This window comes from Lysinibacillus boronitolerans JCM 21713 = 10a = NBRC 103108, assembly GCF_000772935.1.
In the GTDB taxonomy this organism is placed as follows: Bacteria; Bacillota; Bacilli; order Bacillales_A; family Planococcaceae; genus Lysinibacillus; species Lysinibacillus boronitolerans.
Genome location: NZ_JPVR01000065.1, coordinates 1 through 12,809, shown reverse-complemented (window position 1 = coordinate 12,809; position 12,809 = coordinate 1). Strand labels below are relative to the sequence as shown.

General features: G+C 39.0%; 11 protein-coding genes, 1 other RNA gene and 1 other annotated feature. Of the genes, 1 reads left to right on the top strand and 11 read right to left on the bottom strand.

Annotated elements, in window-relative coordinates; all coding sequences use genetic code 11:
* Nucleotides 1-112: 112 nt before the first annotated feature.
* The 11 genes from CD31_RS05540 to hisS all read right to left on the bottom strand — a co-directional run bounded on the left by CD31_RS05540 (nt 113) and on the right by hisS (nt 10,500).
* Nucleotides 113-1,195 carry a DUF871 domain-containing protein gene (locus CD31_RS05540; RefSeq protein WP_036076244.1) on the bottom strand — a complete coding sequence of 361 codons (1,083 nt, stop codon included), beginning with the start codon at nt 1,193-1,195 and terminating at the stop codon, nt 113-115.
* A gap of 25 nt (nt 1,196-1,220) precedes the next feature.
* Nucleotides 1,221-2,546 (bottom strand): PTS sugar transporter subunit IIC, encoded by a 1,326-nt coding sequence (locus CD31_RS05535; RefSeq protein WP_016991622.1) that lies wholly within the window; start codon nt 2,544-2,546, stop codon nt 1,221-1,223.
* Nucleotides 2,547-2,593: 47 nt separating this feature from the next.
* A complete protein-coding gene (locus CD31_RS05530) occupies nt 2,594-2,914 on the bottom strand; it encodes a PTS sugar transporter subunit IIA (RefSeq protein ID WP_016991623.1) in 321 nt (106 codons plus the stop codon).
* A 17-nt stretch (nt 2,915-2,931) separates the two neighbouring features.
* Nucleotides 2,932-3,243, bottom strand: coding sequence for a PTS sugar transporter subunit IIB (locus CD31_RS05525; RefSeq protein WP_016991624.1), 312 nt, complete (start codon nt 3,241-3,243; stop codon nt 2,932-2,934).
* A 226-nt stretch (nt 3,244-3,469) separates the two neighbouring features.
* Nucleotides 3,470-4,645, bottom strand: coding sequence for a GNAT family N-acetyltransferase (locus CD31_RS05520; RefSeq protein WP_036076243.1), 1,176 nt, complete (start codon nt 4,643-4,645; stop codon nt 3,470-3,472).
* An 86-nt stretch (nt 4,646-4,731) separates the two neighbouring features.
* Entirely contained in the window at nt 4,732-5,010 is a 279-nt protein-coding gene (locus tag CD31_RS05515; RefSeq protein ID WP_036076242.1) for an HPr family phosphocarrier protein, read from the bottom strand.
* 19 nt (nt 5,011-5,029) lie between these two features.
* Nucleotides 5,030-5,749, bottom strand: a complete 720-nt coding sequence (locus CD31_RS05510) for a sugar isomerase domain-containing protein (RefSeq protein WP_036076241.1) — start codon at nt 5,747-5,749, stop codon at nt 5,030-5,032.
* A 4-nt stretch (nt 5,750-5,753) separates the two neighbouring features.
* Nucleotides 5,754-6,476, bottom strand: coding sequence for a GntR family transcriptional regulator (locus CD31_RS05505; RefSeq protein WP_016991628.1), 723 nt, complete (start codon nt 6,474-6,476; stop codon nt 5,754-5,756).
* A 581-nt stretch (nt 6,477-7,057) separates the two neighbouring features.
* Nucleotides 7,058-7,257, bottom strand: a non-coding RNA gene (gene ssrS / locus CD31_RS22870) — 6S RNA.
* A gap of 139 nt (nt 7,258-7,396) precedes the next feature.
* Nucleotides 7,397-9,166 (bottom strand): aspartate--tRNA ligase, encoded by a 1,770-nt coding sequence (aspS, locus tag CD31_RS05500; protein ID WP_004226768.1) that lies wholly within the window; start codon nt 9,164-9,166, stop codon nt 7,397-7,399.
* 65 nt (nt 9,167-9,231) lie between these two features.
* The gene (gene hisS / locus CD31_RS05495) at nt 9,232-10,500 is read right to left on the bottom strand and encodes a histidine--tRNA ligase (RefSeq protein WP_036076240.1); all 1,269 of its coding nucleotides are present in this window, start codon (nt 10,498-10,500) and stop codon (nt 9,232-9,234) included.
* A 232-nt stretch (nt 10,501-10,732) separates the two neighbouring features.
* Nucleotides 10,733-10,976: a binding site (T-box leader), on the bottom strand.
* A gap of 164 nt (nt 10,977-11,140) precedes the next feature.
* Between hisS and CD31_RS05490 the strand changes: the two genes are divergently transcribed.
* Complete coding sequence (locus CD31_RS05490; protein ID WP_036076239.1) at nt 11,141-12,727, top strand: N-acetylmuramoyl-L-alanine amidase family protein; 1,587 nt, start codon at nt 11,141-11,143, stop codon at nt 12,725-12,727.
* Nucleotides 12,728-12,809: the final 82 nt, after the last annotated feature.

The following is a 12,809-nucleotide window of genomic DNA, read 5'->3' as shown; positions in this document are numbered from 1 at the left end:
ATGTTATTGTTCAAGAGAAAAATATAAAGAAAAAATCCAACTTGCCTACGGAATATGTAAGACCACCATAAAGAAAAAGAGATTGATGACTCAATCTCTTTTTCACTCTTCTTTACTTTGTAAATCCAAATGTTGACCATGGTTGAATATGTGTCAATAAAAATTGTTCTTCCTCCACAATGCGAGCTACGACATTACTCGATCCCGTATTCGGAATGTCCTTTAGCACAATCTGTAGCTCTCCCTTATAACGAACATCTAAATTATTATCAATCGTGACATCTCCTGTTTTTAATGGCCTTATATCATGCACAGGAAAATCTCCATTTTTATATTTCACACGGGATTGGGTGCTCCGAATCACGTATTCAGACACATCACCTCGATTAAAATGAGGCTCTTTATAAAGAATCGTCTCCTCTAAAATGCTCGTGTCTTCAGACTGGATAACCCTTAACTCAAGCTTATTACGATTTAATTGTCCTAATGCACGTAGTTCTTCCTCAGAAGCAAACATATTGCCAATAATACAATCGTCAATTAACCCCGTATGCCATAAATCTTTCGCCTGTACAGTGATTGGGAGTTGACGGTGTTCCTCTAATGTAGGTAACCCGTGCTCTGTTTGCTCCCAAGGTCCAAATTGACCATGTTGCGAGGAGATCATCGCTGCTGTCCTCACATTGTGTGCTTTAAAGTGTTGAGACGTTTGTAAAAAATGCTGACGAGATAGCCCAGTAAAGCGTCTTGGATAAAAATTATGACAGCCAATAATATTCTCCTTATTGGGCTGATAAGAGAGTATATTATCTACATACTTCGTACCATTACTAATGTTTAATTCTATTTTTAGATTACTTGCATCAAGCGACATCAACGCTTCTTCCTGACCTGAAAACCCCATATCTAAACGTAAGGCTGCCAAATAATAATGTTCTTTTAAATAGCCAATATCCCTATAGGTTAACCCTAAATCTTCAAAAACACCTGGTGCAATATCAGCGGATATGTCAAAGCCGAGGCGTTGGGCAAATTCATTGATTTGCTGTAACTTTTGACGCTCCTCATCCTGTTTTAATGACATTAGGCATGTGAAAATACGATCAAAGCCATTGTCATGAGCCAGCTGAACATAGCGCTTCATTTCCTCAAACGTACTATGCTGCGGATATAGCGAGATTCCTAATCTTTTCACTTCAAACCCTCCGTTAATTTGACGCTTATACTTCTACTTTTTGTCCTCTGGATTCCACTACAGATTCCTCACTCTGTGCCTCTAAAGCAGCTTTTTGCTCATTCTGCCTTGCCATACGGTTTGCCATCGAGATAAATGGCAGATAAATACAAACAGCGATGACAATTAAGGCCATGCTCAAAACAGCACCACGCCAAGATTGAGTTGCTAAAAATCCATTAATAATCGGCGGTGTTGTCCATGGTGGTGAGACGGTAGCAGCTGGCACCCAGCCCCATTTCGTTGCAAAGAATGCGATGGTTACATTTATCATTGGTGTCAAAATGAACGGTACGAATAAAACCGGATTTAATACAATTGGTAACCCAAAAAGTAATGGCTCATTAATATTGAAAATCCCAGGTGCTGCAGATAATTTCCCAACTGTATTATATTGCTTATTCTTTCTAGCAAATATGAAAATCGCAATAATAAGTGCTATTGTCGTGCCAGAGCCCCCCATATTAATAAAAGCATCAAAGAATGGTTTATTGACAATGTAAGGCGCAACTTTACCAGCAGAGATAGCTGCAACGTTTTCGTTTATAGCGGGTAAATTAATCGTTTGCATGAATGGTTCGATGATATTTGCTCCATGTACGCCAAGTGTCCATAAAAATGTAGGTATAAATGCCAAAATTAAAGCGGCTAGCCATGTATTTGTTAGACCCATAAATGGCTCTTGAACCGCAGAGTAGAAGGATCCGACAATATCAGGTATATCAAAACCTGCTGAAATAATTGTACGTACTATAGCAAATATTCCAATCGTAATAATGGCAGGAAGTAACGCAGCAAATGATTTGGCAACAGCTGGTGGTACACCCGTAGGCATTTTAATTAGTAGCTTAGGATTGCCAGACAATCTACAAAACAATTCTGTAGAAAGTAGTGCAACAATCAGAGCAATAAATATTCCACCCGTACCTGTTGTTAAGCCGGTTAATCCGCCTTCCCCGAAAGTCCCAAATGTCATATAGCTTGATAGACTAATGACCCCAGCAGACAGCCCATCTTTTTGATAACTTTTTGCAAGATGATAAGCAACGGTAAAGGCAAGTAACAGTGAAATGATATTAAATGTAGCACTCCAAATATTACCGCCGAATTGAGTCCATGTCTCATGTTTCCAAATGGCATCGAGTGCATTTTGATAAAAATCGATAGGCAAATTGTTAATAAGTACAGCCAAAGATCCCACAATCGTTAAAGGCATAATCGTAATAAATCCGTCACGAATGGCAACTAAATGACGCTGATTCCCTACCCTAGCAGCAACCGGTACAAACTTTTCTTCTAAAAAACGGAACACTCACATACACTCCCTTTGCTTTTTATTTATAACATCAAAATTTGATGTTACTCCCCTTTGATTCGTTCATATAGCTCAATCATTTCCTGTGCTAAATCGCGAAAAGTAATGGCATTCATTAAATGATCTTGCGCATGAATTAATAACATCGAAACCTCTACTTTTTCTCCCCTTGCTTCTTGAGACAGTAAGCCCGTTTGAGAATGATGTGCATCAATTAATGACTCATTCGCTAGGTTAATTTTTTCTTTTGCTGCCTCAATGTGCCCCTTTTTTGCTAGTTGAATAGCTTCCATACACTCACTTTTCGTATTTCCACTATGCACAATCAGTCCCATAATGGACTCCATTAATGCTGTATCTTCCATTCCCCTTTGCCCTTCTTTCATCCAATTAGTTGTAGTGCCTGTTTCAGGACATTTTCACCGTTCATCATGCCATAATCCGCCATATTGATCACATCGATTGGAAAGCCCTTATCCTTATATTTTGTTTCAAAGGATCCTTTTAAATAACGAACCTGTGGGCCTAATAAAAGAACATCAGCCTTCTTTGTCGCTAGGATCTTTTCAACCTCTCCCTCAGCAATGGCGAAAATATCGGCTTCAATATTTTGCTCTTGAGCTGCTTTTTGCATCTTTGACACTAATAAACTAGTACTCATACCCGCTACACACACTAACATGATGTTTTTCATTCGATACACTCCTTTTATTTTCTTCGATTGTGTAATCGCTTACTTATTTTGAGAATAGCACCTATTGGTATATACCACAATATAAATTTTACATTAAATTTATATTAATCAAGTTATTTACAAAATTGGGCTACGTTACTTTTATCGTAAAATTAATGGTTATACTCAACTGGTATAGTCCAGAAAAAAAGCCAAAAAAATTTCAAATTTTCTTATTATTCACTACCTAAAAATACTCATAAAATGCTGGCTTTTCAGTAGGGAGTGCCCGTTGCCACTGTTCGATAATTTTTTCTGCCGTAGGTTGATTAGCATAGACAACCGTTTCTTTGACGGAAAGATATCCTACCATCATCGCAGAAAAAAGATTAATTGGTAGTGTTAGCATATGCTTGTCAGAGACTGAATTTGTCTCAATTATTGAGACCTGACCATTTTTATTTATTTGATAAACATGCTCATTCCAGAGACAAAATGGATCTTCAATACGAATGGTTAATGTTTCTTGAATATCCTTCCACGGATACTGCTGCATAAATGCGAAAACATCTACTACTCTAATCATCACATCCTGTTTGACTTCTCTTTTGAATTGTGGCTCCTTGAAATAAAAGCCAAAAGGATAATGATTACTAGTAACCCCGGTTATGCTACTGACACTCGCTGCATGAGATGTCACATAACGCCACATAGCTTGTTCGGCTAAGTGATTTGCTACCACAAAATCTTGGATAGTAAATATCCCATCTTGAATCGTATAACGAATATAGCCCTCTATATTATTGTCTTGAAAATAGACTGCAAAGTGACTATCTGGGCTCCTTCTCTCAATTCTTTTCCACCATCCTTCATCCCTTACCATGCCACCATGTTGAACAATTGCCAGTGCATTATGAAAATCTTTAATCATCTGAAAAAGTGCAGGATCTAACCATTCAAAGCTCATTCTTTTCATGACGTCTACTTGTTTCCCTAAAGAGGGAAAAAGCGTCTGAGGAATTGTATAATGGAGCTTCTCAAAAAATAATTCCCAACCAAAATAACGATAGAAGGACACAGAAAATGGTGCTAATACTGAAATCGTTTGTCCATTGTCTCGCATTTTTTGTAGCGCTTCTGTCATAAGCCTTTTGATAATACCCTGCTGTCGATACTCAGGATACGTTGCAACAAAGCCGATGCCTCCCATTTTATAAGAAACCCCATGAACCGTTATATTTAACGGCAATATTAAAAGCTGACCAACAACTTTATTATGATCATAAGCACCTAATGTCGTGCTTTGCTCAATCCAATAATGAAAATCTTCTCGACGAGCCCCTGTATACTTATTTGGAAAGCAATAGTCTCTCAGTCGATGAATCTGCCCATAATCATTAGGCGAGACGATGTGAATGTCCATTTAACCACCTCTTAATTTCCAATATTCAGACAATTATTTATAAGATTCTGTTGCAGTGGTATGATCGTAACCACTGCAAGAATCTTTTATTCCTCTTGCCATTCTTCTCCTATTGCGTTAGACAACATGACTTCGGTAACAGTTTGAAATAATGTTGCCACATCTGGCCCATCTGCTGAAATTTCCACTACACTTTCTGGTTTAACACCTAGTGACATCACGCCCATAATAGACTTTAAATTAACGGATTTTTCTTTGTATGTTAATTTAATATCACTTTGGAATGGTGTCACTGCAGTAACAAGTAATGCAGCAGGTCTGGCATGAATACCTTCAGGAGATGTAATCTTATACATTTTCTTCATTTACCATATCTCCTTTCTTTCACGTAAAGTTAATCCGATGTTGATATTTGGCAATCATTTTCTCATTATGCGACCAATCTGAATCAACATTATTGCTGACAAATATCGGTAACTCTATTGAGGACTTTGCTAGCGTTTCTATGATTTCACTGAACAAAGCATTTATTAGTAATGAGCCAATAACAGTGGATGCTGGCGCATACTGCATCTCATGTATATTTAGTACACCATCGCCAATCGGTATATGGGTATTGATGACGAAATCTACCACATCTTCTAGCCGTAGCCCACTGTGATGCCGTGTAGACTGTTCCTTATAGAGGAGTGACTGGAGGGATAGCACAAATATCCCTGAGTCCTTTGCTAATAAAGCGACGTCAATAGGTGCTGCATTTCTCCCTGAGGTTGAAATGACGATGCAAACATCATTTTCACGAAAGTCAAACTGTTCCTTATGCTGTTCAATAATAGTTGGATCTTTTTCATTGATTGAAGAAGCTAATGCTCCAGCATGTAAAGCTAAAGGTTCAATAAATATAGGACGTACGGGTACTAAACCACCTGCTCGATAAAATGCCTCCTGTGCCAATAGCTGTGAATGACCACAACCAAATAATTGAATTATCCCACCTTTTTGGAGACGTTGGACAATGAGTTGTGCCGCCTCACCTATATGTGATGCCTCCTGCTCCTTCACAATCTGGATAAGCTTTTCGATTTCAGAAAAATATGCATGCATAAAATCACCTTTTAATTTCACTTATGAATTTATAACGATCAGCTCGATACGTACTGCGTACAAGCTCAAAGGGCTTACCATCTGATAAATAACTTGTACGTTTGATAATTAAAACTGGTGCTGTTTGATTAATTTGTAGAAACTTACTATCCTCTTTCGATACGATGGCTGCTTCCATCTGTTGTACCGCATTTCCAATTTTTTGATGGAACTTTGCTTCGATTAAGGCATAAAGCGAGCCCATTATTTGCTTCTCATCCAACTCTGGATAAATTTTAACGGGGATATATGTTCTTTCGATTGCCATTGGTTGCGCATCTGCATTTCTTATGCGCACTACAAAAAATACTTCTTCACCAGGCTCTATCATTAAATCTCTTGCAATATCCACTGGTGGTATGATTTTCTCAAATCGTAACACCTTACTGCTTGGTTCCATTCCTCTTGCTCGCATATCTTCCGTGAAACTCGTTAAGCCTTTTAACGGTTGCTCTAATTTTGGATTTGCAACATATGTACCTCTCCCTTTTTCTCGATATAATAGACCACTATTTACTAGATTGGTAATGGATTGACGAACAGTCATTCTACTTACATCAAATTGTGCAGAAAGTTCTCGTTCTGATGGGATGGTCTCACCAATTCTGTATTCTTCTAAATAAATTCGTTGTTTAATAATCTCTTCTATTTGTATATAAATAGGTATATGAGAATTTTTCTCTAACAATTCTTGCACCTTCCTTATCGCCTTTATGATTTCTCAATACAACTTTACCTCTTCAGATCGCTTTTTGTATATCGCATTGTTGATTAAGTAAAGCTCAATTATGTCCACTAACAACATCTGCATGACAGTGTGAAAAGGACATATTTACATCCTCGCTTGTTGTATGCTAATGATGGCATGCTGAACGCCCCTCTATCATTGTAGCATCTGCGTTCAATCGTTGTACCCATTATGTTCTCTACTGACAAATCATCGACTCGTAATATTGATACAATTTACTTTCTCTTAAACAGTTACTTCCGCATCCATAATTAAAACGCTTTCAAAAAAGTTCATCCAAGGATTCCACCTAAAGGATAACCATAACTTAGAAGATTATTAATCTTTAGAACAGATAGCCTCTTCATAAAGGTATAGTTGTCTATACCAATTATATGATGCTTCATCAGAAATAAAAAGTAATATTTTGTATTTTCTAAATATTTATTTAAAATTCTATACTCGTTCTTAGCAACCTTGATCCTGTTTAATTTGATATAAAAAAGGAGCTATGATAAGCTCCTTTCAATCCTATGTATAGGACGAATCCCAATTGTGCCGTAATGCCAAGAAACATTCGTTTTGAACCCGCAATTCGCAGGTGGGTGCCCGCTTTGCAACTTTAAACGTCCCGCTCCGTTAGGGGCATGTTTGCGACTACAAAATGAAGGCTCCCGATTCTATAATGTTCGGTCAAAACTGTGAAGTAGAGTTAGCAGTTAGACAAACACATCAGGATTCGTATTACAGTTATCATACCACCACTTTTCTGATAATTCAAACGATTTTCTCTAATAATCTATAATTTCTTAAGAAAACGCAAAAAATACCTAGATTCCCAACAGTATTTGCTAGGAAGTCCAGGTATTTTGTATTACACATTATTTTCTAAATGGTTTGATGGCCAGGCTTAATTCACTTAGTTGCTCAGGAGATACTTCACTTGGTGCTTCTGTCATCAAGCAGCTTGCACTAGCTGTTTTCGGGAATGCAATTGTATCACGTAAATTAGTACGACCTGCTAATAGCATGACGAAGCGATCAAGACCAAATGCAAGACCTGCATGTGGTGGTACGCCGTATTCAAACGCTTCTAATAGGAAGCCGAATTGTGCTTGTGCTTCTTCTTCTGAGAAGCCAAGTAATTCAAACATTTTCTCTTGTAGGTCACGTTCGTAAATACGTAATGAACCACCACCAAGTTCGTAGCCGTTTAAAACGATATCATATGCTTGTGCACGTACTGCTGCAGGATCTGTGTCCATTAACGCTATATCTTCATCAAACGGACGTGTGAATGGATGATGTGCTGCATAGTAGCGTCCATCTTCCTCAGAGTATTCGAATAACGGCCAGTCAGTAATCCAAAGGAAGGCAAATTGTGATTCATCGATTAGATTTAAATCTTGTCCTAATTTCGTACGTAGAGCACCTAAAGAAGCTGCTACAACAGCGGCTTTATCTGCTACAAATACTAGAATATCGCCAACTTCCGCTCCCATACGCTCGATTAAGGCTGCAGCTAATGCTTCATCAAAGAATTTAGCGATTGGACCATTTAAGCCTTCTTCTGTTACCTTTAACCAAGCAAGACCTTTTGCTCCATAAATCCCAACGAATTTTGTTAACTCGTCCATGTCTTTACGAGAATATTTGTCAGCTGCACCTTTAATATTGATACTTTTCACTTGTTTTCCTTGTGCAACCGTATCCGCAAATACTTTGAAGTTACAGCCTTCAAAAATATCATTTAACGCCACTAGCTCTAATCCAAAACGTACATCTGGCTTATCTGAACCATAACGATCCATCGCTTCTTGGTATTTCATGCGCTGGAACGGTGCAGGAATGTCGATTCCTTTTACTTCTTTCATAACCGCTTGAATCAAGCGCTCGTTCATTTCTAATACTTCTTCTTGTGTTAAGAAGCTCGTTTCAATATCCACCTGTGTAAACTCTGGTTGACGGTCAGCACGTAAATCTTCGTCACGGAAGCAACGCGCAATTTGGAAGTACTTTTCAAAACCAGCAACCATTAATAATTGTTTAAATAATTGAGGTGACTGTGGTAAAGCGTAAAATTCACCTTCATGAACACGTGAAGGGACTAAATAGTCACGAGCACCCTCTGGCGTTGATTTTGTTAAAATAGGTGTTTCTACTTCTAAGAAACCTTCGTTTTGTAGGAAGTTTCGAATTGTACGTGTCACATCAGAACGCATTTTGAATGTATCGAACATTACGGGACGGCGTAAGTCTAGATAGCGATATTTTAAACGTAAATCTTCTGATACGTCCGTGCGATCCTCGATTTGGAATGGTGTTGTTTTTGCTGTATTAATCACCACTAATTTTGTTGCTTCCACTTCGATTTTACCGTTTGGCACATTTGGATTGATTTGATCTTCTGTACGAAGGATGACAGTGCCTTCCACTTCGATCACATATTCACTACGCACTTTATCCGCTAATGCATGTGCTTCTGCAACGTCTGGACTAAAAACAACTTGCGTAATACCTGTACGGTCACGCAAATCAATGAAAATTAAACCACCAAGGTCACGACGACGCTGTACCCAACCTTTTAATACGACTTTTTCGCCTTGTAACGCTTCTGAAAGCTCGTTACTCGCATGTGTTCTTGTAGCCATTGTTAAATTCCTCCAAAATATCTTCAATTTATGTAGCATTTCACTAGGAATGCCCTCTGTCTGTTTTATGCCTGTTGTGTTAAATAGTTCACTAGCTCTGAGAATGCCACTTTGTGCTGCTCCCCAGATTCCATATGTTTGACAGCTGCTGCCTGCTCTTCAAGCTCCGTTTCACCAAGAACAAGGGTATATTTTGCACCTAGACGATCCGCTGATTTCATTTGAGCCTTCATTTTACGGTCTAAATAATCCATCTCTGTCGCAAGTCCCTTCGCTCGGAAAGTGCTTGTCAGCTCAACAGCCTTTTGCTTCGCCTCATCGCCCATTGCAATAATGTAAACATCTAGCCCTGAAGCTGTGTCTAATTCAACACCCTCTGCTTCAAGTGCCAGCAACAAACGCTCAATACTTAATGCAAAACCTATACCTGGTACATCAGGACCGCCAATTTCTTGCACTAATCCATTGTAGCGTCCACCACCACATAGTGTTGTAATCGCTCCAAAGCCTGATGCTGTGGACATAATTTCAAATGTTGTGTGATTATAATAATCAAGTCCTCGCACGAGATTTGGATCAACCTCGTATGAAATAGCCAATGTATCTAAGTACGTTTTCACTTGAGCAAAATAAGCAGCTGATTCTTCTGTTAAGAAATCAGTTAACGCTGGAGCCGTTTGCATTAACGGATGCTCACGATCTACCTTACAATCTAAAATGCGCAATGGATTTTTTTGCAAACGATTTTGACAGTCTGAGCAAAACTCATGAATATGTGGCTCAAAATGCTGTAATAAAGCAGTACGATGTGTATCACGTGTTTCTTTGTCGCCAAGTGAATTAATCACTAATTTTAAATCCTTTAAACCAGCTGATTCATAGACGTCCATAGCAAGAGCAATGACTTCTGCATCAATCGCAGGATCTGCTGAACCAATTGCTTCTACTCCAAACTGTACAAATTGACGATAACGACCCGCTTGTTGACGCTCATAGCGGAACATTGGTCCTAAGTAAGAAAGCTTAACTGGCTGATCTGGAGCACCAAACATTTTATGCTCCACATAGGCACGTACGACACCAGCCGTATTTTCTGGACGTAGTGTTAATGAACGCCCTCCACGATCTTCAAATGTATACATTTCCTTTTGTACAACATCAGTTGTTTCCCCAACCCCACGTGCAAATAGATCCGTTTGCTCGAAAATTGGTGTGCGAATTTCGTTATAGCGATAAACACGACAAATATCACGAATAATCGCTTCAACCTTTTGCCATTTTTCAGATTGACCTGGCAAAATATCTTGTGTCCCTCGTGGCACTTTAAAACTCATGTAATTCCCTCCTATATTGATTGCTTATGATAGAGCAGCTGTTGTACCACTTTGAGCGAATGCATGCTTTGATTGAGCGGATTTCTGGCCGTTCTGAGCGGGTTACAACCTCTGATGAGCGCTTTTCACACTAGTTGGAGCGCCTTCCCCTCTTCTCTGAGCAAAAACAGCAATCCCTCGAAAAACTCATTACTTTTTGGGCAACAAAAAAAGCCCTCGTCACCTTGCTAATGCAAGGGACGAGAGCTGTATAAGCTTCCGCGGTTCCACCCTAGTTGACACAAAATAATTACATGTGTCCTCCTCTTAATCGGATAACGGCCGATTCCGTTTTTTCCTACTAGGCACTGCTTTTCAGAAAAAAGCCTCTCAAGTGTTATTCACGTGATACATTTTTGTAGGAAAGATTGCAGCCTAAGTCTTTCCCTCTCTTTTCCAATAGTGGTATACGCTACTTGCTTGGTCATAAGCGATTAATCATTTTTCGATTACCCTTTATGTTAGTCACTAGCTAAAGCAATGTCAACTATTTTTGTATTTTTCACCCGTCTATCTTGAAAATAACTAATTCTGTTACCATTTTACCACGAATTTTATGATAAAAGCATGGTAAAATAGCACAAGGAATAGGAGGAATCTGATGAGGACAAAAATTTTACATAGTATAATCATCTTCGTACTAATGGTAACGATGGCGATTCCAAATAAGAACTTTGTTCAAAGAGCTTCCGCTGACACCAGTGATCTAAAAGTCGCTGGAACGATTCTTCATTTGCGTGAGGGTCCTGGATTGTCTTATCCCATTATTACGACTTTAGAAGAAGGTGACCCTTTAACCTCAATCGGTCGAGAAGGTGATTGGTACCAAGTCAAAGCAGGTAATTACGAAGGATGGGTTGCCTCTTGGCTGACAGCACCTACTAATGCTAAACAAGTGATCGACAAAACCGTCATTTCACAAGTTGACCGTTTAAATATTCGAACAGAACCAGATATCTCTTCAGCTGTTCTTGGTCAACTTTCTACAGGTAACCAAGCAAACCTCGTTGAAGAAAATGGAGAATGGGCAAAAATCGATTGGAATGGACTAACAGGATGGGTGTCGAAGGATTATGTCACGATCAACGATAACCCTAAAAAGGAAACGGAACCCAAGGAAGATGCTGTAGAAGTAACTACTACAACCACGGCATCCGCTAATAAAGATGCAACCTTCACCATTTTAGTGGATACCCTTAATGTTCGTAAGAAGCCAGATTTGAACGCTAAAAAAATCGGCACCGCAACAAAAGGACAAGCCTTTAAAGTACTCGCACATGAGCATAATTGGGTACAAATTCAGTACAATGATAAAAAAGTTGGTTGGGTCTATAGTTTTTACGGTACATTCTCCAATAAAGTAAAAAGTACCTCAAAAACATCATCTTCCAAAGAGTTAGAGTCTGTTACGATTATCTATAATGGGACAAACCTACGAACGGATGCCTCAACAGCAGCAGAGGTGGTTGAACGTGTAGATGCTGGTGGAAATTACCCGATAGTAGGCGTTAAAAATGATTTTTATGAAATACAAATAGACGACGAAAAAACAGCCTTTGTCGCGAACTGGGTGGTCACAACAAGTTCCAATAAAGCGACAAATCCACAGAAAGAAATAGAAGAACCCCGTAAAAAAGGTACTTTAAGTGGATTAACGATCGTTGTTGATGCTGGTCATGGTGGAAATGACCATGGTACAACTGGTCAACGTGGTACTGAGGAAAAGGGCATAACTTTAAAAACGGCCACTTTGCTAGCTTCCAAGCTAAGTGCTGCTGGCGCAAACGTTGTCATGACAAGAGAATCGGATGAATATGTGGCATTGCGTAAGCGTGTATCGATTGCCCATCAATATGAGGCAGATGCCTTTATTAGCCTTCATTACGATGCAACAGATGATAGCTCCATTAACGGCTTCACGTCCTATTATATGAATAGCAATCAAAAAGGGCTTGCTGAAGCAATTCATGACGGCCTTTCCAGTAAACTAGATTTAAGAGACCGTGGTACACAACAAGGGAATTATTTAGTATTACGAGAAAATCGTCAAAAGGCCGTCCTTATTGAGTTAGGCTTTTTAAGTAATTCAAGTGAGGAGCGCGTTATTACAACAGCTAAATTCCGTGAACAAGCGACTCTTGGTATTTATCAGGGAATTCTCAACTACTTTAATGAACAAGATGAATAAGCAAAAAAAGCTGTGGATGATAACATCCACAGCTCAGACTGTAGACAAAAGCCATCGAGAGGTTCACTCTCGATGGCTTTTG